The 25,366-nt window shown below is 61.2% G+C and carries 22 protein-coding genes and 1 tRNA gene; 16 read left to right on the top strand and 7 right to left on the bottom strand.

Annotated features, from left to right (window positions below; genetic code table 11):
• Genes thrC through argS form a run of 4 tightly spaced genes read right to left on the bottom strand, consistent with a single transcriptional unit; the run spans position 1 to position 5,577 of the window.
• A complete protein-coding gene (gene thrC, locus NG701_RS05285; RefSeq protein ID WP_252565122.1) occupies positions 1-1,107 on the bottom strand; it encodes a threonine synthase in 1,107 nt (368 codons plus the stop codon).
• The gene (locus NG701_RS05280) at positions 1,108-2,424 is read right to left on the bottom strand and encodes a homoserine dehydrogenase (RefSeq protein ID WP_252565120.1); all 1,317 of its coding nucleotides are present in this window, start codon (positions 2,422-2,424) and stop codon (positions 1,108-1,110) included.
• A complete protein-coding gene (gene lysA, locus NG701_RS05275; RefSeq protein WP_252565118.1) occupies positions 2,417-3,922 on the bottom strand; it encodes a diaminopimelate decarboxylase in 1,506 nt (501 codons plus the stop codon). Before lysA ends, NG701_RS05280 begins: the two co-directional genes overlap by 8 nt.
• A 5-nt stretch (positions 3,923-3,927) precedes the next feature.
• Positions 3,928-5,577: an arginine--tRNA ligase gene (gene argS / locus NG701_RS05270; protein WP_252565116.1), complete on the bottom strand. Its 1,650-nt coding sequence runs from the start codon at positions 5,575-5,577 to the stop codon at positions 3,928-3,930.
• Positions 5,578-5,747: 170 nt separating this feature from the next.
• Here argS and NG701_RS05265 point away from each other — a divergent pair, with 170 nt between their 5' ends.
• The 10 genes from NG701_RS05265 to NG701_RS21340 all read left to right on the top strand — a co-directional run bounded on the left by NG701_RS05265 (position 5,748) and on the right by NG701_RS21340 (position 17,635).
• Positions 5,748-6,221, top strand: coding sequence for an FMN-binding protein (locus NG701_RS05265; protein WP_252565114.1), 474 nt, complete (start codon positions 5,748-5,750; stop codon positions 6,219-6,221).
• 3 nt (positions 6,222-6,224) lie between these two features.
• Entirely contained in the window at positions 6,225-7,091 is an 867-nt protein-coding gene (locus NG701_RS05260; RefSeq protein WP_252565113.1) for an FAD:protein FMN transferase, read from the top strand.
• A complete protein-coding gene (locus NG701_RS05255; RefSeq protein WP_252565112.1) occupies positions 7,088-8,650 on the top strand; it encodes a ferredoxin--NADP reductase in 1,563 nt (520 codons plus the stop codon). The genes NG701_RS05260 and NG701_RS05255 overlap by 4 nt, the downstream gene beginning before the upstream one ends.
• A 78-nt stretch (positions 8,651-8,728) precedes the next feature.
• Positions 8,729-8,801: transfer RNA gene (locus tag NG701_RS05250), tRNA-Arg, on the top strand.
• Between the two features lie 622 nt (positions 8,802-9,423).
• Positions 9,424-10,359, top strand: a complete 936-nt coding sequence (locus NG701_RS05245) for an ABC transporter ATP-binding protein (protein WP_252565111.1) — start codon at positions 9,424-9,426, stop codon at positions 10,357-10,359.
• 4 nt (positions 10,360-10,363) lie between these two features.
• Entirely contained in the window at positions 10,364-11,617 is a 1,254-nt protein-coding gene (locus NG701_RS05240; protein ID WP_252565110.1) for an ABC transporter permease, read from the top strand.
• Between the two features lie 159 nt (positions 11,618-11,776).
• Complete coding sequence (locus NG701_RS05235) at positions 11,777-13,213, top strand: ATP-binding protein (RefSeq protein WP_252565109.1); 1,437 nt, start codon at positions 11,777-11,779, stop codon at positions 13,211-13,213.
• Complete coding sequence (locus NG701_RS05230) at positions 13,197-15,953, top strand: Z1 domain-containing protein (RefSeq protein WP_252565108.1); 2,757 nt, start codon at positions 13,197-13,199, stop codon at positions 15,951-15,953. Before NG701_RS05235 ends, NG701_RS05230 begins: the two co-directional genes overlap by 17 nt.
• Complete coding sequence (locus tag NG701_RS05225; protein WP_252565106.1) at positions 15,946-16,944, top strand: PD-(D/E)XK motif protein; 999 nt, start codon at positions 15,946-15,948, stop codon at positions 16,942-16,944. The genes NG701_RS05230 and NG701_RS05225 overlap by 8 nt, the downstream gene beginning before the upstream one ends.
• Positions 16,945-16,975: 31 nt before the next feature.
• On the top strand, positions 16,976-17,635 hold the full coding sequence (locus NG701_RS21340; protein ID WP_374208655.1) for a DUF4357 domain-containing protein: 660 nt from the start codon (positions 16,976-16,978) through the stop codon (positions 17,633-17,635).
• Positions 17,636-17,668: 33 nt separating this feature from the next.
• Here the strand turns inward: NG701_RS21340 and NG701_RS05220 are convergent, their stop codons facing one another.
• Entirely contained in the window at positions 17,669-19,300 is a 1,632-nt protein-coding gene (locus NG701_RS05220; RefSeq protein WP_252565104.1) for a DNA cytosine methyltransferase, read from the bottom strand.
• Positions 19,301-19,814: 514 nt separating this feature from the next.
• Here NG701_RS05220 and NG701_RS05215 point away from each other — a divergent pair.
• The 6 genes from NG701_RS05215 to NG701_RS05190 are packed head-to-tail and all read left to right on the top strand — an operon-like array spanning position 19,815 to position 23,153.
• Complete coding sequence (locus tag NG701_RS05215) at positions 19,815-20,246, top strand: LexA family protein (protein ID WP_252565102.1); 432 nt, start codon at positions 19,815-19,817, stop codon at positions 20,244-20,246.
• The gene (locus NG701_RS05210; protein WP_252565100.1) at positions 20,239-21,537 is read left to right on the top strand and encodes a Y-family DNA polymerase; all 1,299 of its coding nucleotides are present in this window, start codon (positions 20,239-20,241) and stop codon (positions 21,535-21,537) included. The genes NG701_RS05215 and NG701_RS05210 overlap by 8 nt, the downstream gene beginning before the upstream one ends.
• A gap of 51 nt (positions 21,538-21,588) precedes the next feature.
• Positions 21,589-21,912: a hypothetical protein gene (locus NG701_RS05205; protein WP_252565098.1), complete on the top strand. Its 324-nt coding sequence runs from the start codon at positions 21,589-21,591 to the stop codon at positions 21,910-21,912.
• Complete coding sequence (locus NG701_RS05200) at positions 21,912-22,325, top strand: hypothetical protein (RefSeq protein ID WP_252565096.1); 414 nt, start codon at positions 21,912-21,914, stop codon at positions 22,323-22,325. The genes NG701_RS05205 and NG701_RS05200 overlap by 1 nt, the downstream gene beginning before the upstream one ends.
• 4 nt (positions 22,326-22,329) lie before the next feature.
• Complete coding sequence (locus tag NG701_RS05195; RefSeq protein ID WP_252565094.1) at positions 22,330-22,476, top strand: hypothetical protein; 147 nt, start codon at positions 22,330-22,332, stop codon at positions 22,474-22,476.
• Positions 22,477-22,481: 5 nt separating this feature from the next.
• Positions 22,482-23,153, top strand: a complete 672-nt coding sequence (locus NG701_RS05190) for a helicase associated domain-containing protein (RefSeq protein WP_252565092.1) — start codon at positions 22,482-22,484, stop codon at positions 23,151-23,153.
• A 100-nt stretch (positions 23,154-23,253) separates the two neighbouring features.
• On the opposite strand, the gene NG701_RS05185 is transcribed toward NG701_RS05190, so the two are convergent.
• Together NG701_RS05185 and NG701_RS05180 are read right to left on the bottom strand one after the other, a co-directional pair.
• Positions 23,254-24,015: a hypothetical protein gene (locus NG701_RS05185; protein WP_252565090.1), complete on the bottom strand. Its 762-nt coding sequence runs from the start codon at positions 24,013-24,015 to the stop codon at positions 23,254-23,256.
• A gap of 319 nt (positions 24,016-24,334) precedes the next feature.
• Positions 24,335-25,267 carry an abortive infection family protein gene (locus tag NG701_RS05180; RefSeq protein ID WP_252565088.1) on the bottom strand — a complete coding sequence of 311 codons (933 nt, stop codon included), beginning with the start codon at positions 25,265-25,267 and terminating at the stop codon, positions 24,335-24,337.
• Positions 25,268-25,366 lie beyond the last annotated feature (99 nt).

Raw genomic sequence — 25,366 nt, 5'->3', positions numbered from 1 at the left:
CTACTTTTCTTCCAGTCCCAGTTCAGCAGCGACTGTCACGACGTCGTTCGAGACCTTGACCGGCTGCACTTCACTGCCGTCCTCGGTCCGGAGGGCCCACTGGGGGTCCTTGAGGCCGTGGCCGGTCACGGTGATGACGATGGTCTTGCCGGTCGGAACTTCACCGGCGGCGTGCTTCTTGAGCAGGCCGGCCACACCGGCGGCGGAGCCGGGCTCCACAAAAACGCCTTCGCGGGCGGACAGCCAGCGGTGAGCATCCAGGATCTGTTCGTCAGTCACGGAGTCGATGAATCCGCCGGACTCGTCACGTGCCGCGATGGCACCGTCCCAGGACGCCGGGTTGCCGATCCGGATGGCAGTGGCGATGGTGTCCGGCTCCGTGATGGGGTGCCCCGCCACGAACGGTGCCGCGCCTGCGGCCTGGAAGCCCCACATCTGCGGGGTCTTGGTGGACACGGCGGGCAAGGTTCCGGCCGTGTCGGATTCGAACGGCGCCGAGTACTCCTTGTAGCCCTTCCAGTACGCCGTGATGTTGCCGGCGTTGCCTACGGGCAGGACGTGGATGTCCGGAGCATCGCCGAGCGAATCAACAATCTCAAACGCGCCCGTCTTCTGGCCCTGGATGCGGGCCGGGTTCACGGAGTTGACCAGGAACACCGGATAGGACTCCCCCAGCTTCCGTGCAATGTCCAGGCAGTTATCGAAGTTGCCGTCCACCTGGAGCAGCGTGGCGCCGTGCGCGATGGCCTGGCTCAGCTTGCCCATGGAGATCTTGCCTTCGGGGACCAGCACGGCGCATTTCAGTCCCGCTGCCGTGGCGTAGGCCGCGGCGGAAGCTGAAGTGTTGCCAGTGGACGCGCACACCACAGCCTTGGCGCCGGATGCAACGGCGGCCGTCATGGCCATGGTCATGCCGCGGTCCTTGAACGAACCGGTGGGGTTCATCCCCTCGACCTTCAGGTACACCGTGGAGCCGGTGAGCTCGGAGAGTTTCTGCGCGTGGACCAGCGGGGTGCCGCCTTCTCCCAGCGTGATGACCCTTGTGGATTCCGTTACGGGCAGACGGTCAGCGTATTCGCGGATAACGCCGCGCCATTGGTGAGCCACTTAGACTCCTTCTACCCGCAGAACGGATGTTACTGAATTGATGACGTCCAGGCCCTTGACGGCCTCGACGGTGGCTGCGAGGGCAGCCTCTGATGCGCGGTGGGTAACGATCCGCAGTTCGGCCGACTCCACGTTGGACTCTGCGTCCCGGTGGATGGTCTGCCGCATGATTTCGATGGAGACGCCATGCTCCGCAAAAAGCTGGGCGATCCGGGCCAGCACGCCGGGCTGGTCAGCCACATCCAGGCCGATGTAGTAGCTGGTCATGACCGCGTCGATGGGCAGCGCCGGGACGTGGCCCGTGGTGGTCTCCGTGCGTCCGGGGCCACCCAGCACAATGCGGCGGGCGGCCGAAACGAGGTCACCCAGCACGGCGGACGCCGTCGGAGTTCCGCCGGCACCCTGGCCATAGAACATCAGCTCGCCGGCGTTTTCCGCCTCAATGAAAACCGCGTTGAACGCGCCACGAACGGCGGCCAGCGGGTGCTCGCGCGGCAGCAGCGTGGGGTGCACGCGCACGGAAACGCCTTCGCCGCCGTCGGCATCCGTGAGCTTTTCAGCGATGGCCAGCAGTTTGATGACAAATCCGGCGTCCTTGGCTGCGGCGATGTCCGCCGCGCTGACGGACGTGATGCCTTCACAGTGGACGTTCTCCAGGGCGAAGCGGGTGTGGAACGACAGCGACGCGAGAATGGCGGCCTTGGAGGCGGCGTCGTGGCCTTCGACGTCGGCGGTGGGGTCCGCTTCCGCGTAACCGAGCCGCTGGGCCTCTGCGAGGGCGTCCGCAAACTGGGCGCCGGTGGAGTCCATCTGGTCCAGGATGAAGTTGGTGGTGCCGTTGACGATACCCAGCACGCGGGTGATGCGGTCTCCGGCCAGGCTGTCCCGGATGGGGCGCAGGATGGGGATGGCACCGGCTACGGCGGCTTCGTAGGACAGCTGCACGCCGGCCTTGTCGGCCTCTTCGTAGAGGGTGGGGCCGTCCTGGGCGAGCAGGGCCTTGTTGCCGGTGACAACACAGGCGCCGTTGCGGAGCGCGGAGAGGATCAGCGTGCGGGCAGGCTCGATCCCGCCCATGAGCTCGATCACCAGGTCGGCGTCCTTGACCAGGGTGTCGGCGTCGGTGGTGAAGAGGTCCTGCGGCAGGTCCACATCCCGCTTGGCATTGACGTTGCGCACCGCGATGCCGCTGAGCTGCAGGCGGGCCCCGGTACGGGCGGCAAGGGCGTCGGCGTCCTCAATGAGAATCCGCGCAACCTGGGCCCCAACGTTGCCACAGCCCAGCAGGGCTACTTTCAGGGTTCGCAATTCAGTCATTCGGCACTCCCATGTCGCGGTTAAGCAGATCTTCTTCGGTTTCCCCGCGGACAATCAGCCGGGCAGATCCGCCGCGCACCGCGACAACGCCCGGCCGGGCCAGATAGTTGTAGTTGCTTGACAGGGCCCAGCAGTAGGCGCCGGTCCCCGGTACAGCAAGCAGATCACCGGCTGCCACGTCCTCGGGCAGATATACATCTCTAACAACTATGTCGCCGCTCTCGCAATGTTTGCCCACCACGCGGGACAGCTGCGGGGACGCGGCGGACGTGCGGGAGGCCAGAATCGCCGAATAATCCGCGTCGTAGAGCACCGGGCGGGCGTTATCGCTCATGCCGCCGTCCACTGACACATAGCGGCGCGGATGCGTAACGTTCTCCTGGCCCGCTTCGCCGGCCGGAGCGTCCACCCGCACGGTTTTCAGGGTGCCCACCTCGTACAGCGTGAACGTGGTGCTGCCCACGATCGCGCGTCCGGGTTCGATCGAAATCCGGGGAGCGGTGATGCCCAGCTCAGCACACGTGGAACGCACGACGGCGGCCATCGCCTGCGCGACGTCAGCTGCGGGGCGCGGGGTGTCCACCGGGGTATAGGCAATGCCGTAGCCGCCGCCGAGGTCCAGCTCGGGCATCACGATGGAGTACTTTTCCTGCATGGCAGCGTGGAAGCGCAGGAGCTTCTGCGCGGCGAGTTCAAAGCCGTCCGGCTCGAAGATCTGCGAGCCGATGTGGCAGTGCAGGCCCAGCAGGTCGATGCCGGCGTAGCCCGTGGCCGCAGCCACAGCTTCCTCCGCTGCTGACAGTCCGGCCTGCTCGGTGGAATCCCCGGCCATGGAGAGGCCGAACTTCTGGTCCTCGTGGGCGGTGGCGATGAACTCGTGGGTGTGCGCGTGGACGCCGGGAGTCAGGCGCAGCATAACGTTGGCAATTTCGCCGCGGTCCGAGGCGATTTTGGCAACGCGGTCCAGTTCGTCGAGGCTGTCCACCACGATGCGTCCCAGCTTCATATCCAGCGCGCGGTTGATCTCGGCGTCGGATTTGTTGTTGCCGTGCAGGCCCAGGTTTTCGCCCTTGATGCCGGCCCGGGCCGCCACCGCGAGCTCGCCGCCGGAACAGGTGTCCAGCCGGAGTCCTTCGTCTGCCACCCAGGCGGCTACGGCGGTGCACAGGAAGGACTTGCCCGCGTAGTAGACGTCCACTCCCCCGCAGATGTCGGCAAACGCGGCATCAAAGGCGTCCTTGAAGGAACGTGCGCGGGCCCGGAAGTCTGTCTCGCTCATCACAAAGAGCGGCGTGCCGAACTGCGCCTTGAGCTCGCTGACGGCGATGCCATCGATGGCGAGCTCACCGGCGTCGTTCTTCCGCACATCCTGCGCCCACATGAGCTCGTGGAGCGCATTCAGGTCCGCGGGAACGGCGAGCCACTCGGGAGCCAGCGGGGATCCGCTGTTGGTGTCCTGTGCTGACACCTTCTGCGTCGAAGTTTCCTGTGCCGACATCAGTTTCACATCCGTTCCGGTGCGGACACGCCCAGCAGGTCCAGTCCGTTGGCCAGCACCTGGCTGGTGGCGTCGTTCAGCCACAGGCGGGTGCGGTTGACATCGGTGACGGCTTCGTCGCCCTGTGGGGCAACACGGCAGGCGTCGTACCAGCGGTGGTAGGCGCCGGCAATTACCTCGAGGTGGCGGGCCACGCGGTGGGGTTCACGCAGTTCGGCGGCTTTGGCCACGATCGAGGGGTAGCTGCCCAGGTAGGAGAGCAGTTCGTTTTCCGTGGCGTGATCCAGAAGTGAAGCATCGAACGCGCTCCGGTCCACGCCGGCAGCCACGGCGTTGCGGGCGGTGCCACGGGACCGGGCGTGGGCGTACTGGACGTAGAACACCGGGTTTTCGTTGCTGTGCTTCTTCAGGAGATCGGGATCCAGGGTGAGCGGGGAATCTGCCGGGAAGCGGGCCAGAGAATAACGAACAGCGTCCTTGCCCAGCCAGTCGATGAGGTCCTTGAGCTCGATGATGTTGCCAGCCCGCTTGGACAGCTTGGCGCCATTAACGGACACCAGCTGGCCGATCAGCACCTCGATGTTCACATCGGGATCATCGCCCGCGCAGGCCGCAATGGCCTTGAGGCGGTTGATGTAACCGTGGTGGTCGGCCCCCAGGAGGTAGATCTTTTCGGTAAAGCCGCGGTCCTTCTTGGACAAGTAGTAGGCGGCGTCCGCGGCAAAGTACGTGGGTTCGCCGTTCGCGCGGATCATCACGCGGTCCTTGTCGTCCCCGAAGTCGGTGGTGCGCAACCAGACCGCACCGCCGTCGTCGAACACGTGGCCCTGCTCGCGAAGGCGGGCCACGGCACTTTCGATGTGGCCGGCGTCGTGCAGTTCCTGCTCCGAGAAGTAAACGTCAAACGCAACGCCGAAGTCGGCGAGCGTGTCCTTAATGTCCTTCATCTGTGCCTTGTAGGCAGCGGCGCGGATGACGGGAAGGGCGGCGACCTCGGTGAGTTCGCGGATGTCGGGGTGCTGGGTGAGGACGTCGTGGCCGAGGTCTGCGATGTACTGGCCCGGGTAGCCGCCGTCCGGCACCGGAAGTCCGTGCAGCCGCGAGTAAACAGAGTTCGCGAACACGTTCATCTGCGAACCGGCGTCGTTGATGTAGTACTCGGCGGTGACCTCCGCGCCCGAAGCACGCAGCACGCGGGCGATGGCGTCGCCCAAGGCGGCCCAGCGGGTGTGGCCGATGTGCAGCGGACCAGTGGGGTTCGCCGACACAAATTCCATGTTCACCACGTGACCGGCGAGCGTGGTGGTGGTGCCGTAGTCCCGTCCGGCTTCCACGATGGCCTTCGCCAGGGCACCCGCCGCGGCGGCGTCCACGGTGATGTTCAGGAAGCCGGGGCCAGCAATATCCACGGCAGCGACGCCGTTGATGGACTTCAGCCGGGCGCTCAGGACGGTGGCGAATTCGCGCGGGTTGGTGCCGGCCTGCTTGGACAGCTGGAGGGCGATGCTGGTGGCCCAGTCGCCGTGCTCCCGGTTCTTCGGTCGCTCCACGCGCACCTCATCAGGGACAGCTGATGCGGAAAGCGCGATTTCGCCAGCGGCGACGGCGTCTTTCAGGCAGGCGGATATGGCGAGGGAGAGTTCTTCGGGAGTCACCCCTCTAGCCTACCGGGGGCCGCCACTGGGACGAATTTGGGGGTGATGCGTGACTGTTTCCGCACAACTTTTCCTCACAGCGGACGCACTGCTGATTCACAGGGTGAACCATTACGCTGAATCCGACGTTGAGTACACGTAAGCACCCAGCCCACGAAACGAGCCCCATCATGAGACCGTCAGTCCGCGAAAGTGTTTTCGTCGGCATCGCCGGCCTGTCCCTCGCTGGAACGGTGGCCGGCTGCGCGCCGTCGGCCACGCCTGCGGCGCCCGCTGCGACTTCCGACAGTATGTCCGGCGCCACCACGGCCCCTTCCGGCACGGCATCATCGCTGGCCAGCAGCGCCTCCCTCTACCAGGACGGCACGTACAGCGCTGACGGCACCTATGTTTCCCCCAACGGCACCGAAACCGTGGGGGTTGAGCTGACGCTCGCCGCAGGCACGGTCACGGCCGTGAACATCACCCAGCACCCCTCGAACCCGAACACGCGGAAATTCCAGGGAGAATTCGCCGGCGGGATCGCAGCGCAGGTTGTGGGCAAGAGCATCGACGAACTCAACGTCTCCAAGGTGGCAGGATCCTCGCTCACCAGCGGCGGCTTCAACCAGGCCCTGGACAAGATCAAGGCCGAGGCCCAGTAGGCCGTGCCGAACCCGGAGGGCTTCCGCTTCGACGGGATCGGAACCCGTTGGGAAATCTCCACCCCCCGTCCGCTTGATGCCAGCGTCCGTGCCCGGCTGCTCGCCTTGGTGGAGCGGTACGACGGCGACTGGTCCCGGTTTAGGTCCGATTCGACCGTCGGTGCCATGGCCCGCCAGCCCGGGCGGTATGAGCTGCCGCCGGAAGCGGCGGACCTTGGCCGGCTGTACCGCTCGCTGTATGACATCACCGGCGGTGCAATGACGCCGCTGATCGGCGGCAGCCTGGAGCGCCTCGGGTACGACGCCGACTATTCCCTGCGGCCTGCGGGGTCCGCGCTTCCGGCACCCCGCTGGGAGGACGTCCTGGCGTGGGACGGGAGTGTGCTGACCACCTCCGCTCCCCTGGTCCTGGACATCGGTGCCGCCGGTAAGGGGCAGCTGGTGGACCTTCTCGCCATTGAGCTGCGGTCCTGCGGCGTGGACTCCTTCGTGATTGATGCCAGCGGCGACCTGCTGCACCGCGGTCCTGATCCGGTGTCCGTGGCGTTGGAGCACCCGTACGATCCTGCGAGGGCCATCGGGACCGTGCCGCTGGCAGGCGGCGCCTTGTGCGCATCAGCTTCCAACCGACGGGCATGGGGCGACGGCCTGCACCATGTGCTTGATGGCACCACCGGGCTGCCCGTCAGCACGGCGGTAGCCACGTGGACCATGGCGGAAAGCACCATGGTTGCTGATGCTCTGGCCACCGCCCTGTTCTTTGTTCCGGGCAGCGAGCTGGAACAGAGTTTCGATTTTTCCTGGCTGACGGTTTTTTCTGATGGAAGTGCTGCCTACTCGGCCGGATTTGAAGGGACACTGTTCTCATGAGCCCCGTTGACGCCCCCAAGGCAACTGCCGTTTTCACTGCCGGCCGGCTGGGCACCCTGTTGGGCAAGTACACGATGTACCGGCTGATCCTGCTGGTGCTGGCAGCCCTTGCCGCATACAGCCTCCTGCTCAATGCCCTTGGCTGGCTCACGTTCGGCATCCCGCAGATGCTCGTCCACTTGGTGCTGTGCCTTGGCCTGACCTACGTGTCCAACCGCGCGCTGGCTGCCCTTTTCCACGTCCGCCCCCATTCCGAATCGTCGCTGATCACCGGCCTGCTGCTGTATTTCCTGTTCTGGCCCTCCTTTATGCCCCTGGATGTGGCGGGAGTGGCCCTGGCCTGTGTGCTGGCCTCCGCCTCGAAATACGCACTGGCCTGGCGTGGCCGGCACATCTTCAACCCCGCCGCCGCCGGGGCGTTTGTCACTGGGCTGACGGGGCTGAACATCGCGACGTGGTGGGCGGCGACCCCCGCCATGCTGTGGCTGCTGGTCCCGGGCGTCCTCCTGGTGCTCTACCGGACGCGTAAGTTGCTCATGGCGGCCGTGTTCCTTGTGGTTGCCACATCAATTGTGAGCGCTGAGCTGCTGCAGGCAGGGCTTACCCTGGGCAGCGCACTCTGGCAGGCCCTGGCGCAACGGCCGCTGCTGTTCTTCGTCGGCTTTATGCTGACGGAGCCGCTCACCCTCGCTCCGCGCCGCTGGCAGCAGCTCGCGCTCGCCGCACTGGTTGGTGTGGTGTTCGCAGTGCCGTACAACTTCGGTTTCATCGCCAACTCGCCGGAGCTGGCCCTGCTGGTCGGCAACCTGCTGGCGTTCCTTGTGGGCCAGCGCGGCGGGCTCAGGCTCCGGTTCGCTGGCTCCCGTCCTCTGACGCCCAGCACCACAGAGTTCGCCTTTGAACCGTCCCGGCCCGTCCGGTTTGTGCCGGGACAATACATGGAACTGGATCTGCCGCACGCCAAGTCCGACGGTAAAGGCCGACGCCGGGTGTTCAGTTTGACGAGTGCCCCCGGTTCGGAGACGGTGAAGTTTGGCGTCCGGACGGCGGAGCCCCTGTCCGCGGCGAAGAAAGTCCTGCTGGATCTGAAGCCTGGTGATGAGGTGGCCGCCACCTCCGTGGGCGGAGATTTTGTCCTGCCCCGCGACCCCCAGGCCCCCGTCCTCCTGATCGCCGCGGGCATCGGCATCACGCCCTATCTTGCCCATCTGGCTTCCAGCGCCGCGCAGGACCGGGACGTGGTTCTCCTGCTGCTGGCGCGCAATCCTGCCGAAATTGCCTACGCGGCCGAGCTGCAGGCGTCCGGGGCGCGCATCCTGGCACGCCTCGCTGACGGTTCGGTCCCGCCGCCGTTCATCACCGATGCCGGGACACTGCTGTCCGGGGGCGCCGCCCCCGGCGCACGGCTGGACGGAGTCTCCTTGAAGGCCCTCGTCCCCGACATTGCCGGCCGCGCTGTCTACATCTCCGGGTCCCCCGCCAGCGTCTCCTCGCTGCGCCGTGCGGCCAGGAACGCGGGCGCACGGCGCGTGCACGTGGACTCTTTTTCGGGCTACTGACGGGAGCCGTTTTTCCTTGCAGGCACCTTCCTGCTAAGCTCTAGGACGTCCCGCTGGCAACGGCAGGATCCCTGGATTGCCCTCGTAGCTCAGGGGATAGAGCGTCTGCCTCCGGAGCAGAAGGTCGTTGGTTCGATTCCAATCGAGGGCACCGACAAATACCCCGCCACTTCAAGGAAGTGGCGGGGTATTTGCTTGCCTTCTTGACAGCGCCCGATGCTTATGCATTAGGTCCGATGACCGGCGTTTCCCAGCGTCGATGTACCTTTTATGTCACCTACGATGGCAGCGTGGCCGGCGCGTCCAAGGTGTCGACGCCCGCGCCGACCGTCACGCTGCTTTGACTTTCGTGGCTGGCAAGCAAGGCTGCTCCAGGCCACTGGGGCGGGGCGGAAGTAACATCCATCCGCGGCTTGGCGGAGGACACCGGGGCCGCTCACGGCGAAGGGCCCCATCCTGGCACCCTTCGTGGCAATCGTGTGCCCGGAGTCCCGGCACGTGAGGATGTCCGATGTTCTCGGCTGCTCATCTGCCCAGCGCAGGTGGGTCCACGGCCCTAGGCAGCCACGGAGGGCCATGGGGTGGGTACCCCCCCGAACCGTTCAGTTCCCCCTGCCGGGTTCGCTCGTTCCGACAGCGGCCGTAAGTTCGCTTGGTATGTGCTTGCACGTCTTTCGGACTGCCGCTGATGTCATCCCCCGGGCTGAGCCCCCGCAGCCGACCCGCGGATAGACTCACAGTCAGCATCTGTCGACACATTTTGGGGAACAGCCATGAGCGAAGCACTGGTCCACATCGACGGTTTCAGGATGGATTTCGGGGACAAGACTGTCATCCGGGATTTGTCTTTCGACGTGGCCCGGGGTGAGACGTTCGGGTTCCTGGGGAGTAATGGGTCCGGGAAGACCACGACCATCCGGGCGCTGCTGGGCATCTACCAGCCCACCGGCGGGACCCTGCACATCAACGGCCGGCCGTTCAAACCTGAGGACGGCGACCGGCTCGGCTACCTCCCGGAGGAACGCGGACTGTACAAGAAGGAAAAGGTCATCGACATCATGACCTACTTCGGCCGGCTCAAAGGCATCGACCGGCACGCCGCCAAGGCCTGGTCACTGCAGTATCTGGACCGGGTCGGCCTGCCGGACAAGGCCGGTATGCAGCTGGATAAGCTGTCCGGCGGGCAGCAGCAGAAGGTCCAGCTCGGCGTGACGATCATGAACGAGCCCGAGCTGCTGATCCTGGATGAGCCGACCAAGGGCTTTGACCCGGTCAACAGGCGCCTGTTGATGGACATCATCGCCGAACAGAAAACCAAGGGCGCGACCGTCGTGATGGTCACGCACCAGATGGAGGAAGTCGAACGGCTCTGTGACCGGGTGATCCTGCTCAAGAACGGCACCGCCGAGGCGTACGGCACCATCGATGAGGTCCAGAACCAGTACGGCGGCCGGGTCGTCCGTCTCAAACACACCGGTCCCGTCCCGCCCTCGCCGCGGTACCCGGTGACCATGAGTGAGACGAACTACTCCGAACTCTCCATCACCGACGACACAGACGAAGCGGACATCCTCAAAAACCTCATCAACGCCGGCGTCACGGTCCGCGGCTTCACCACCACCAAGATCTCGCTTGAGGAGATCTTCATCCGCGTCTACGGCGACCAGAACAGACCCGACGCGGCCACCTACCAGACGGCAGAGGTCTAGGCACATGGCACAGCACAACCTCGGCACCGTCGTCAGCTTCGAATTCCTCCGCACCATCAGCAAGAAACGCTTCTGGGCCGGCACCCTCGCCGTGCCCGTGATCATGGCCGTCATCTTCATCCTGATCTACATCAGCAACAGCTCCACCGCATCCGCCGCCGACGCCCAGGAGAACGCCCAGTTCTCCATCTCCTACACCGACGCCTCCGGCCTCATCACCCCCGAACAAGCCGAACTCTTCAAAGCCACCCAGGCCGCCTCCCCGGAGCAGGGTGTCGAGGCGGTCCGGGCCGGGAGCGTCGATGCGTACTTTGCGTTCCCCGCCAACCCGGCAAGCACGGAGGTGAAGGTTTACGGCGCCGACCAGGGGATCTTCGAGAACAACAAATACTCCGCCGTCGCCGAAGCCATGCTCACCCAGGCCGTGAACGCACAAATCGGCTCCCCAGAACTGTCCACCCTCGCCGCCGGCAAGGCGAGCATCGACGTCACCACTTTCAAGGACGGCCAGGAAGCCGGCGGGTTCAACGCCGCACTCCCACCGCTGGCCTTCCTGGTCATCTTCTACGCCCTGATCATCCTGCTCGCCGGACAGATGCTCAGCTCCACCCTCGAAGAGAAGGAAAACAGGGTCACCGAGATGATCCTGACCACCCTGAACCCCACCACCCTGATCAGCGGGAAAGTCCTGGCCCTCTTCGGTGTCGGAGCCGTCCAGATCCTGGTCTTCGCGTCCCCGTTCATCATCGGCTACCTGTTCTTCCGCGAACAGGTCAGCATCCCCGACTTCGACCTCACAGCCCTGCTATTTGAACCGGTCCCGATGATCATCGGGCTCCTGCTCCTGATCGGCGGGTTCACCCTCTTCACCACCACCCTCGTGGCAATCGGCGCCGTCATGCCGACCGCCAAGGAAGCCGGAAACTTCATGGGCGTCATGATGGCCCTGATCTTCGTACCCTTCTACGCGATCTCCCTGATCTTCTCCAACCCCCAAGCACTCATCGTCCAGGTCTTCACCTACTTCCCCTTCTCCTCCCCCGTGACCGCCATGCTCCGCAACGGACTCGGCTCCCTCAGCCTCTGGGAAGCAGCCATAGTCATCGCCATCCTCTTCATCGGGTCCGCCATCATGTTCCGCCTCGCCGTCAGACTCTTCCAATACGGATCCATCTCCTACACCTCCAAAGTCAACATCAAAACGGCGCTCAGCAGCCAACCTCGCGCCCCAAAAGCTGCCGACAAGTCCATAAGCTGAACCGTTGTTTCATGTTGGTGTCAGCTTTAGGTCAGGAGGGGTGTACTAGCCTGGCTAGAATGCAGGGGGCGGCGCAGCCTCGCAAGTTCGTTTCTTTCGATCTGTGCCGAATCAATTAGAGCTCTAGAGGTCTATGACCACTCGTTATCAAGGGGAGTTATGGTGGAGACGCGAGAGGCCATTGAAGTTCTACCATCGGCAGCGCGGCTGGTGGGAAGCCTGAGGGACGTTGGCTACTCGTTTCGGGGCGCGGTAGCAGACCTTATTGACAACAGCATCTCAGCCAATGCGAGCAGAGTGTCCATAACCATGTCTTGGAACGGGGCCGACTCGTTCATTCGCATCACCGACAACGGCCACGGAATGGGCCCGGACCGGATTACTGAGGCCCTTCGATTCGGATCAGACCGCGAATACAAGAGAGACGATCTTGGAAAGTTCGGTTTAGGACTCAACACTGCAAGCCTCTCGCAGTGCAAACAATTCTTGGTGTCATCGAAGTCAGAGGTCGACGGAGAAGGCATCCATGCTCGTGGGTTCGATGTGGATCTCATAAATGAGCGCGATGCTTGGCTCATCGAATCGATACCTGAAGAAGAACTCCCCTTGGAGTCGCTAGAAACATTGACTGGTGGCAGCGGCACATGCGTTGTCTGGTCGAAGTTGGACCGCATCTTGGGAGATCACTTTCAAGATACGGCAAAAGCCAAGGACAGATTTTTCGATCACGCTGAGGACTTAGAACGACATCTTGGCATGGTCTTTCACAAGTTCCTCGAGGGGACAGCCGCGAGTCGCTTGGGTCAAACTCTGGAGATCTCGATCAATGGACGACCGATTGAGCCCTGGAATCCCTTTGCTCCACAGGAGCAAGCCACACAACAATTCAGTGATGACCAATTTGACGTGGCCGCCTCCGGAACTTCGGGAACAGTTCGGGTGACTGCCTACGTACTCCCTCGTAAGGATGAGTTCTCCTCCGACAAGGAGTTCGAGAGACTCTCGGGCCCGTCGAAGTGGAATCAGCAGCAGGGCTTCTACGTTTACCGATCTGACAGAATGATCCAATCAGGCGGTTGGTCTCGGCTAGGCGCAGCAGACGAACACACCAAGCAGGCACGGGTCGCCCTCGAATTTTTCCCGGAGTTGGATCCTGCCTTCGGCATCAACATTTCCAAGATGAGTGTCGCTCTCCCGGGGTCCTTGCGTGAAATTTTGAGGCCCAAAGTAGCGTCCTTGCGGGGACATGCCAAACGGTCATATGGTCAGGCGTCAGCCAAGAAGAATGGGGCCAAGAACAATCCCGGCTCGGAGTCGAATGGCGAAGTTCAGAGAGGGAAACTGGATGTCGCACCACCGAGGCAGCCGAATTCCAGTTTTGGAACTGTGCCGACAGGCACAGATGAATCAGCAGGAGGTGCCATCATCGTTCCATGGCCCCCTGCCCCGATACCGCCCCCGCAGCGAATTGTCCATACACGCCGCACATGCTTGGAGAGAGCAGCCGAATCCGCAGGAGAATCCGCAGCCCTCCGTAAAATTATTGATGCCCTCATATCTGATAATCCAGGAGTAGCCCATGAACTCGGTTGGTAACCCAGAAGTCTATCGAGAACAGGCTCACGTGGTCCGGGGTTATTCTGCGACGACGGGCACCAGCATTGAGGAGGCCATCAATATGATGTACCCCGCAATTCGCGAGGGGATATTGGCCTACTTTGCAGCCGAGCAGAAAGTAATCACCTTTGCTAAACCGGGGGCCGTAGTAGTTCCAGGCGGGCCGCTTCCTTGGATCAAGGACTACGACCCTAGCAGCGGTTACCTGTGGAGTACATTAAACCGCTACCTCAGTACACGCAAGCACTGGCATAGCGATACGGTTGACGATTTGGATCTCTGGTCCACCAAGATCTTGTCGTACATCGAGGACCCTAAAGACGGGGCACCCTATGCAAAAGATGACTTCCGCGTTGCCGGACTGGTGCTTGGGTACGTTCAGTCTGGAAAGACCGCCAACTTCACAGCTCTCATCGCGAAAGCCGTCGATCGTGGGTACAAACTCGTCATCGTTCTATCCGGCATTCATAACTCGCTGAGAGCGCAGACCCAGCGCAGACTGGACTTGGAACTCGGTCTGGTTGACGATCCTCGAGGTGTCGGAAAGGCTCCGAGGGAATACGCAATGTGGAACATTACCCAGTCGACGACGACAGGGGACTTCAAACCTGGAACCGACGCCGCTCCTCTTCGTACAGGCATGCCGGGACTAATGGTGGTCAAAAAGAACGCCACAGTTCTCAATCGCGTCAACGAATGGCTTGATGATGACCTTACGGATCTGCCTGTTCTCATAATCGATGATGAATCTGACCAAGCTTCAATCGATACCAAATATGACAGTGCCTACTACTCGGACCTTAGCAGTGCGGACCAAGGCGACTTCGCCCCTGACAAGGAGTTGGACCCATCCACTATCAATGGGCTGATCCGGGAACTGGTTGGTAAATTCAAAAGAGTCTCCTACGTGGCATACACGGCGACACCATTTGCCAATATTTTCATCGATCCGAATGCAAGCACAACAACCCACGGTCAGGATCTCTACCCCAGCAATTTCATTATCAGCCTCCCGCGGCCTGGAGCTTACATTGGGGCTGAAAAGATATTTGGACGTCCTTCGATCGACGAGCAAGATGACCCCCTGCCCGGTTTGGACGTAATCCGGCACATACCGTTTGGTGAAGTCCCACTCCTCACACCAAAGCGGAAGGACGAGGCGGACTGGACGCCGATCGTCACGCCAACCCTCCGTCTCGCGTTATTGGATTGGATCCTCGCATCAGCTGCGAAGTCGGAGAGATTGGGCGGAGGCATGAGCAGCATGCTCATCCACACTTCTCACAAGACGGACTTGCAGAATCGGCTATTCGCTGAATTAACAACGCACATAAAGCGAATTAGGCAAGAATGGCTGTACGACGGCAAGAACCTACGTGAAACACTCCGCCAGCGGTGGGATGCGGACTTTGTTCCGGTTGTTTCTGCTTACGACCTCAACAACGTTCGAACTTTTGAACAAATCGAACCAGCGATTGATCAATTTTTCGAACATTCAAACTCCTTTGAATTGATTGCGCTGAACAGCACGAGCAAAGATACTCTGGATTATGAGAAAGACCCCAATCTGACAGTGCTACTGCTCGGCGGGAACCGCCTGAGCAGGGGCCTCACAATCGAGGACCTCACTGTTTCCTACTTCTGCCGCAATGCGAATAATTACGATACTCTGCTGCAGATGGGCCGCTGGTTTGGCTACCGGGCGAAGTACGCTGACTTGACTCGGCTCTGGACCACAAGGGACTTGGTGGCGAAGTTCCGTCATCTCTCGCTTGTCGAAGAGGAGCTCCGTGACGAAATCAAGATGTATGAGCGCGACAGGCTCACTCCCCGACAAATAGCACCCAAGGTTAGAACTCATCCAGCTATGCTCGCAACTGCAAGGAACCGGATGGGCAGTGCCGAACCCGTGCAGCAGACCTACTCTGGGCGCCAATTGCAGACGGTCCGATTCATGCTGCACAATACTGCTTGGCTCGAGAACAACTTGACTACAGCAAAAACACTTCTTAAGTCGCTCGGTGAACCACACCTCTTGCGAGGATCGGCCCAGCAACCAATCTGGCAGAATGTTCCGTGGGAATCAGTCGTTGGATTTCTTCAGAATTTCAATTCGGCACAGGAAGCGTCGTCATTTGATTCTGCAACTATCGCCGCCTACGTTCAGCAGATGGCCGCAGAGCACTCGGAGCTAACGCATTGGACAGTATCTGTCGTCCACAGTCAGTACGACCCTGAGAAATACCAGGTAGATTTCGGCAGCGACTTCCTCAGGCCGGTGACCGCAATGACGCGAAGCCGACTGAAGTCCGACGACTTGTCTGTTGGTGTCCTGATGAGCCCAGCGGTAGCGGGCAATTTCAGAGCCAGCGACGAGTCCGTCGGCCTCAGCAACGAACAAGTTGCAGCGGCCGAAGCGACCTTCATCAGGGACCAAGCACTGGCGACCGAGGGACAGTCAGGCATCACGATGGGATATGCACTCAGGGAGCAGCGCGATAATACGGAGGGCTTGCTGCTCATCTACCCGATAAGCCCCCTGTCGAGGGGAACGAGTCAGAATCGTCAAGATCTGTTCGACGAACCAAATGGCAAACCTCCGGTCATCGGCGTTGGCATCTCGTTGCCAACTACGCGAAATCTCACGTCGGTCCCGTACGTGCGAGGACGTTTGGCCCACAAACTTCCGGGTGAGGAGGGAGACGAATCCGATGACTGACGTCGACGAGCGCTGGGGTCAACTTCTTGTGCCTACCGATGCTCATCAGGGTTTCGAACTTGATCCAGGAACCGGCATATGGCTGTCATTGGATAGCGAGGGCCGACGCTGTGTTCTTCTTCGAAACGACACGACTCGCCCCAACGGAGATGTCTTCTTCGAAACAAAGGGCGTCGAAGCTTCCATAGAAGAACTACAGCTAACGGGTCATCCAACTAGCTCATTCATCGTTGTCGCGTGCCGTGACTACCGGTTTTGGGAGCCCTTTCTGGCTTTTGCTGAATCCATCCGCGAGGAACGCAGCCAGACTTCCGAGGACAACGTCGGGCTCACCCTGCGCGTTCTTAGGAAGTGGCAGTGGCTGTGGAAAGTGAATCCGTCGGACCTTAATGCTGACAGTGCGCTCGGCCTTATTGGCGAGCTATGGTTCCTCATCCGCTGGGCCGACATCTCGCGATCGTTAGAAGCTTGGTGCGGGCCGACTGGAAATGTCCACGACTTCGTCGGACAGGGAGTTTCAGTCGAGGTCAAGACTTCTCGATCCTCCGCCATACGGGGCCCAGTTCATCGGATCAACAGTCTCCAACAGCTCGCGCCGCTCGAGAATGGCGCGCTCTACCTCTTCAGTCTCGTCATAACACCTGACAATGCTGCAGGGAACACGCTGGGCAAGTTGGTAAGCATAGGACTAGACAAGCTTGAACGTGACCCGGCTCGACAGGATCTGTTCCTTTCTAAACTTTCCCAAATCGGGTGGGCAGCTGCTGTGAGCAAGGAATTCGATTTCCCGTTCCGAATCGTTTCGGAACAGCTTTATCACGTGAATGCTTCGTTCCCGGCACTGTCTTTAGCTTCCTTCCCTAACGGCCTCCCCTCAGCAGTTACGGCCGTTGGCTACACCCTTGACATGTCAGAGTGCACCGAATGGCGAGTCGCGGCCTCTGCCGAGGAAGGTCGGAGCTTGCTGGAGGGCCTGACGAGTGTTGATTGATTCGATTACCCTGCTCCGCGTCGACGAATCTATGACCACTTTGTGGGAAAACGGCCTCTGCCGGTTAACAGGCTCCGCCCACTACCGCCCCGGAACCTGGCAGTCTCGAATATCCGCTAAGCAGTTCAAGTGGTTAGCCACGGCTGCCCTCGAATTGGGAACGGACAGTTCGCGACATCCATCGGCGTCGCAGTCATTGATCATTACCGCCGACGGACGCGAGTGGCGAATTGAAGAGCATTCTGCTCCGGGCGACGCAAACTACTGGATCGTGGCCTCAATCATCGACGGAATCGTGAGCAAGGCGGCCTGGACGCCACTGGACCCTAGGGGGAGACAGGACTTCTACAGATATAGTCTCCAACCGTCTGTACATCTCTTGGCAGGTGATGCGAGTGCGGCGGGTCACGCCGTTGATGGAGGTGTATTCGTTCTGGCTGGAGCCTTGGCATCGACTTCGGAGGCCCCTTCTCTTCTTGGGAACTATAAGCGAATTCGTCGGGAGATGATTGACACGGACTCACTGCACTATGTGCGCGGACAACTTATCCTCACAGAACACGTGTACTTCGATTCCCCGTCCATGGCCGCATGTGTACTCACAGGTTCGACGTCCAATGGGCGTCATCTCTGGAAGACGCTAAACGGGGAACCAATCAGCGTTCTTCCTGGCTACTCAGACTATGCGTAGATAGCCTCCACGAGGGTGAAGCGATCCGCACGCCTAGGAAGCTGAAACAGCCACTTCGCTTGCTCGGGTGCCAGCGGCAACATATTCATTCGTCAGCTGGCCGCCATCCGCGGCCATATTTTGGGCTGCGTCACACAATGACTGGCTGTCTATGGTCTCATCGAGCACGGCCGCTGGGATGCGAAGTGTCGCTGCAACTTTCTCGGCGATTTGCGCCGCCAAAAGTGGAGGCACGGCGTTCCCGACCTGATGGTACTGCTGAGTCCGGGAGCCAGTAAAAAAATAGTTATCCGGAAACGTCTGCAACCGAGCAGCCTCCCGGACTGTCAGACTTCGCATTTGGCTCGGGTCTGGGTGGATATAGTAATGACCGTCCTTTGCGATGTGAGATACGACTGTCGTGGACGGCTTATCGGCCAACTGCACTCGGAATCTGTCAACGAATGGCGTGTTGGCCTTTCCGATGTTCTTGTGCTCTGGCTGCAAGCTGCCCGGCAGGTCATCCAGCTTCGGGGCCCGCCCTAGCCGCGCCGCCTCCGCCGCGAGAAAACCGTATCTCTTAATGTCTTCTGACATATGCGACCTGGTGTGATGAAGCGTTACACCGCCCACTTGCGGATCCAGTATCCACTTCTGATACGCGGACTCCGGCGCCGGCGCAACGTAATTGCCTAGGAACGGTCCACCCGGGATCAACTTCGTTGGTTTGACTAGCGCTGGTTCGGCGACGAATCCACGGCCGAGAATGGCAGTGACTTCGTGCGTCAATATTGTCCACGCCAGCGGGCTGTCTTCTCGAGCGGGAGAGATCGTTGAACGAAGAGATGGGAGGTCACTGATCGCGTCGCTTACGGTTACCTGGTCCTTAGGTTCCAAGAAGACTCGTGACGTCCGCTCCAACGCATCAGCACGGATCCCCAGAAGTATGACCCGATGGCGCTTCTGCGGGATCCCATAATCCTCTGCGTGGATGACGAAATCCCTTGGGTTCAGTTGACCAACGGGCTCATCGACAACAAGCGAACGAACCTCATATTCGACTCCCGGCGATGGCTCGGAAAGATCACTCATGATGAGATCGAAAGTCTGGTCGCCTTTGTTCGTTGAGGAAAGTAGGCCTTTGACGTTTTCCATCACAAAAACGGTCGGACGGAATTTTTCGATGATGTGAAGGTATTCCTTGTAGAGGAAATGCTTGTGATCGTTCTCAAACTCTTCGTCGTGTTTCCGCCTAGAGCGTCCGGCCAAGGAGTAAGCCTGACATGGAGGGCCCCCGATGAGTACCCAGTCATCTGTCGGAGAATCCAAGGACTCCGCCAAGGCGTTTCGGATGGTCCCGTCTACCAATGTCCGGTTATCTTCACCCAACTCGACGAGGTGGACTTCACTCCTCGCGCGGGCCAGCGCATCGCTGACTACGGGATCCGTCGAAAAATCCTCCCAGGGCAACTCCCCCTGGATGTACCTGTAGTAAGCCGAAGGTACTCCTGCCCCCCGTTTCATTATTCGGTAGGCAGTCCGAAGAAGCAGCGTTCCGTGAGCGTACTTGTTCATCTCAAAGGATGCGACTGTTGTGAAGACTGGGCGCCCGTCCTGCTCGCCGACGCTAGAGAACCCTTCGTTCAGGCCGCCGGGTCCGGCAAAGAGGTCAACTATCGGAATCATGGGCGCTGCTTTCAAAGTCAATCTCGCAAATATCTGTTCCTAAGTTACCAGGCAACGGCCGAAAGCCTTGTATCAGCACCAAGCTGGCATGCCGCGACGGAAGGTGGGCTCACGGCCTGCTTTTGACCGCTAACGGGGTCGTTGAAGGCTCGTGCAGTAAGCCAAGATGGCCATCGGTCCTGAATGACGGACACGGCCCTGCTGAGGAACTCCATGCTGGGGTGCCGCCGAACAGCCCGGATCCCTGCAGGCGAGCCTACGGCGAACATCCCCAAATGGTCGCTATCGCCGGCATCGACTCGATCGCCGGATCAAGCGGCTGCCCCGTTCGCTTCCTATCACTGCTCGCACGAGGACCTCACGGCCGGGTCGGATTCGCAGGAGCCGTCCGTGGCGCCCACTGCGGACCGTACTTCCGCTTTCTCACTGCTTGAGCGTGCGCAAAGTCGAACGAATGTCCGTCCTCACGAGTACACTGAAATAAATCGAACATATATTCGAATAAGGGTGTGTTGTGGGCGTTATTGTCGGTCCCCGCGTGATAGATGCGGGCGTGTCTTTGTTGTCGGTGCTGATCTCACCGGTGCCGGTGGCTGCTGGATTCCCGTCGCCGGCGCAGGACTATTTTGACGGCCGGATTGACCTGAACGTGCACCTGATCAAGGACATCACCAGCACGTATGTGGTGAGGGTGTCCGGGGACTCGATGGAAGGCGCCGGGATCAGCGACGGCGATGAACTGATCGTGAACCGGGCGCTGGAGCCGCGTGACGGGTGTGTGGTCGTCGCGGTCCTGGACGGGGAACTGACCATCAAGCGGCTGCGCATCACGCCAACCGGCGTGGTGCTACAGGCAGAGAATCCCGCCTACGCGGACATACGGGTACCGGCGCTCTCGGACCTGGTCATTTGGGGCGTGGCCACCAGGTGCCTTCACCATGTCTAGGCCGGCTGTGATGCGGAGGATGCAGCAGATCGCGCACGTGGACGTGAACTGCTTCTACGCGTCCGCGGAGCGGGCCTTCGACCCGTCTCTGGAGGGCCGGCCCGTGATTGTGCTGTCCAATAACGATGGCTGCGCCGTCACTCGCTCCCCTGAGGCCAAGGCCCTGGGCATCCCCATGGGCGAACCGTGGTTCAAGATCGCACCCCGGGCCAAGGAATGGGGACTCGTCGCGCTCTCCAGCAACTACGAGCTCTACGGGGACATCAGCGCCCGCGTGATGGAGCTCCTGGGCCGGTACTCGGCCTGGTTGGAGGTCTACAGCATCGATGAGGCCTTCCTCGGCGTCAAGGGAACCCCCGACGAACTCCTCACGCTCGGCCGGGCCATGAAGACGGCTGTCCGGCGGAACGTCGGCGTGCCCGTCTGCGTCGGGATCGCCGGCACCAAGACCCTGGCGAAGCTGGCGAACAAGTGGGCCAAGAACAACCCCGGCTTCGGCGGGGTCTGCCACTGGGACTCCGTCCCAGCCGCTGAGCGGGATTCCCTGATGGGGCGCCTGTCTGTGGTGGAGATCTGGGGCGTCGCGACCCGGCTGACCAAACGCCTGAACGTGATGGGTATTTTTTCGATTCTGGATTTGTCCCGGGCGGATCCGGTCATGATCCGGGACCGGTTCTCCGTGGTCATGATGCGCACCGTCCTGGAACTGCAGGGCACACCCTGCATCCCGATGGAGGAAGAACGGATCGGGAGGGACCAGCTGATCTTCTCCCGCTCCTTCGCCGCCCCCATCACCACCGCCGCCGGGATCCGGCAGGTTATGAGTGTGTACGGGCAGCAGGCCTCCGCCCGGCTGGCCAAACACGGTCTGCAGGCCAAAGTCCTCACCGCGTTCGCCGGCACCTCACACTTCAACCCCAAAGACACCTCCTACCCCTCCGTCTGCATCCCGCTGCCGATGCCCACCGCGGACCCGGTGATCCTGACCAAGGCCGCCCACGCCCTCCTCCCCTACATCAACGAGGGTGTCAGATACGCCCGTGCCGGGATCATGGTCACCGACCTCCGCCGCACCGGCAACCAGGCACCCCTTGCCCTGTTCGAGAACCCGCACGAGGAACGCCACGTCGGAACCCTCCTCGAAGACGTCACCCGCCGCTACGGCCGCGGCTCCATCGGCCTCGGCCACGCCGGCATCCGCGGCGGACCGGACTGGGCCATGAAACGGGACATGCTCTCCCCCCGCTACACCACCCACTGGGACGAACTCCCCCTCGTCAAGGCCGCCTAACCCCACCCGCACGACCGCACCGGCAAGTCAGCATCACGAAAGAACGAAATCATGACCATCACCCACGAAGCCCCCACCCAGACCACCGACGTCCAGGTCCGGCTCGACCCGTCAGGTAACCCCTTGGCCATCCGTCACGACGGACGGATCTGGCTGGTCGACCCCGCCACGGATTCCCAGCACTGGTACGGACGGGACGCCTGGTGGGACACCCGCCGCACCGCAGCCAAAGGCAGCGGCGACCTGGTCAGCGTCGAATACTGGCGCGTCCAGGCCCGGATCCCCGGCACCGACGCTGCGCTGAGAACGTTCACGCTGCGCCGTCAACCCCTCGCCACGCAGTGGCTGCTCGAGTCCATCGACGACGGCAACTGATGCCCTCCCCCATCATCGGCAGACCCGTGTCCGCGGAGGTCTGGGAGTCCATCAGGGCCGAGTTCACCCTGCCCACCGTGGAGCAGGTCCGGCGCCGGCTCGCCGAGCTCATGGAAGACCCTGACCCGGTGATGCGGCAGATCGTCCGGGTCTTCATCCGCGAGGACACGTATTGCCCGGGATTCCAGTTCCTCCCAGGAGGCCAGATCCACCCCACCGTGGCGTCCCTGTTCCGGCACGCCCTGGAACTGAAAATCGCGCACAACTACTTCACCGTCTGGATGATCACGCCATCGGCCACCGTGGGCGGGGCGCGGCCCGTGGACAGCCTCCCTCGTTCGGCGCAGCTGCACCGCGCTCTGGAGGGCTTCGCCGCACAACCGCCAGAAACCCGGAGAGCCCAACTAGGATGATCCGGTGGAACTCACCGGAACAATCCAAATGGCCGATGGCAGCATCGACCACATCACCGCCCAAGGCGACGACTACGACAACGCCAAAGCCGCACTCGAGGCTGCCATTCCAGAAGGCTCCAAGTTGATCGCCATCCGCAAGGGCAGCTGACCAAGATGCCCGCGCACAGGCCAGCTCCGCACCCGGAGTGGGTCCAGATGTACCGGCAAGGACTCACCACCACCAAAATCGCCGCCACAGCGGGCGCCGCCCAAAACACGGTCCGCTATCACGTGGCCATTGCCGCGGCCGCGGAACCGTCCATCCGGGACGACCATCGCAACGCCACTCGCACACCGCGCGTCACCCGAATCACTCCCGCCGGGCTGCAAAACCTCCACGACACCATCGCCCTGTACCGGGCCGAATGCCGGCTCCCCTCGAGCAGTTCCCCCTCCGCGCGGGAGCGTGCCCTGGCCATATGGCTGGTCAGACGGCGCCAAGACCACGACCAAGGAACCCTCTCACGCACCTATAGCGACGCCCTGCAGGAAATCCCCGGCTGGGAACAACGCACCCGCAAAGACAACGACGAAGCCCGCTGGGACCAACGCCTGAAAGACCTCACCGCCTACATGGCTGCCGGGAACGACTGGCCACGCCACAAGAGGACAGACACCGAGAAAGAACGGGTCCTGGGGATGTGGCTGCACATCCAACGCATGAAATACCGCCGCCACGAACTGGACCAGGACAAAGAAGAACAGCTAAACACGCTCCTTCCCAGCTGGCGGGACGGCCGGACCCGCGGCCGTCCGCCCGGATCCACGAACGTCCAAAGCGGCTGAACGGGAGCCGGACCTTCGAGGTGCAGCCTCGCTCCAACACCGAGTCAGGCGACTGCAATGGCCGGTTACTGACAACCGCGCCGGCCGCGCGTTTCGGCCATCAACCTGCCAAAAGAGGCTCGAACTTCGGAACCAGATCCGTGGAAACGTAGTCGTAAAGATTCTCAAGCAGGCTTTGCACGGGGTAGTCGTTAGGCCATGGTCCAGACTCGTCGAGTGCTACGAAGGACAAACCCATCGCCGTTATTTCCAAATCCGGGTTTATCTCACCATTAGCGAACCCAAAGGCACCGATTATGCAGTCGTCACCTACAACCCCCGTTTGAAACTGGCCGCCTACAAGGGAAGATCCGTTCGGTGAACTCAGGAACGCATGCGTGTCCTTGAGCATCAGTGCTGTCAGATGCAGGTTTCGGTGTTTGTCCACGTTCCATAGTTCGTTCAGCACGTAAAGTGGGTGCGCTGTGGGCTCGCTCTGCTGGTAGGGCTGCACATCATCCACTCTTGTTAGAGCTTCACTGGAGACCCCGCCGTCCACAGCAAGTCGGATTGGCCGCGTTTTGCAGACGGGAAACGAAGTCCGCCGGGTCGGGGTGTTTCCGGCGGCGAGAACTAATCCGCAAGCGATGTGATCCACGGCGGAGCGGAGCTGATGCGCAATTTCACCAACCAGCACGCTGAGCGAAACGGGCGGCTGTGATGTCACCTGCACCGCCATGACTGATGTCTCGCCGTCCGGCTGGATCTGACGAACGAGGGCAATCGGATCCAGATCGAGGTACATGTGAAGCTCATCGTCGAGCTGCAGCAGGTGTTCCTTCGCCCTATCGATTTTCGCGCGGATGCCGGTCAGATGAGTCATGGAGCCATGATAGTCAGCCGCCAGAGATGGCGTGGGATCACACATCAATTGGTCACCATTGCCAGCGTGGGCGGATTCGGAGATCTCCCTTATGGCATGGGTCCTTTAGGCCTGGGCTGGATCTGGATCTGGAAGACACACGCTTGGAGTGGAGGCAAACTTAGGCAACGCGCAGCATTGTGCAGGTCGAGGGTGAGCCAGCGGTATCTCCGGGTGCCTCTGGATGAAGCCTGGAAGTGGTTCACTGAGCACGATAACGACGAGTCAGACCGGGCAAAGCTGTACCAGACGCGCGACATTGAAAGCCTCTTGTCTGGTCCTAGATCAGCTCGTGCACCTGTCCCTGGGTTTTTCGCCGACCAAGAGTATCGAGCAGGAACTCAGCGATCGTTACAGTGCTGTTCAGTGCTAGCCGGGCATGCGCCTCCGTGGCGATGCTTGCCGTCGTGCGGCCATGGCCGGTTCCGATCTCGTTCCGGAGCTCGGCAATGGCCTGCACTGTCGTGGTCAGTGTCCGGAAAATCTTCTGGATAGTCTGGCTTGCTTTGCTGCTGCCCTTGACGCTCTCCGCGTTGATTTTAAGAGCCTCTCCTACTTTCTTGTACAGATCCGGTACATCGTCCTTGGCAGGATATTCAACCCCTTCTTGGTCAAGGATCAGCTTGAACAGGCTCTCAAGAAGTTCCTTGGAAGACGCGATGGCACTGGCCGGATCCTTGGCAATGCTTTTTTTGATGCGGTCCAGATGTTCGTGCAGAACACCTGAATCGGTCAGGAGCGGCTGACGGGCGATCACCTGGGGTACGTCACCGTGGAAGCTGCCGCGGGTTTTGACCTTGTATACCGGCAGACCTTTGGCTTCTCCATCCACAACAAGATGGAATCCGTCGCCATGCAGGATGTTGTTGTAGATGCCAACGATCTGTGAACTTTGCTCAGCGTCCCGGACAAGGGGGTGGACAGTCATCTCCAGAAATTGGATGAATATTTCATCGGTTGCCCATCGAACATCGAATCTCGGATCTGTAAACACGTAATCGTCGTCCCAGTCATTCGGGTTGTGTACCCGGTGTTGCTGGATGTCGTGATATGCACTCTTGAATCGAGCGTCGTTGCTGCGAATCTCATTCAGATCGAAAATGCGACTCAGGAAGTCCGGCTCACTGAGCCGCCCCGACCAAGTTATGGACTCAAGCTGGTAAGAGTCAATGATTTTGCGTCTTGTAGGGTCGGTGATTTTGTTTCTCAACACAGCGGCTGCCTTCTCTTCGACTGAGGCGCCTCGGAGCCCTCACGCCTCAAATCTACAAGTGCATAGCCAATCAGACCGATGTTGGCAGGCACCACTCAC

Source organism: Pseudarthrobacter cellobiosi (assembly GCF_023913815.1).
Lineage (GTDB): Bacteria > Actinomycetota > Actinomycetes > Actinomycetales > Micrococcaceae > Arthrobacter > Arthrobacter cellobiosi.
This window is presented reverse-complemented; position numbering and strand designations above follow the sequence as displayed.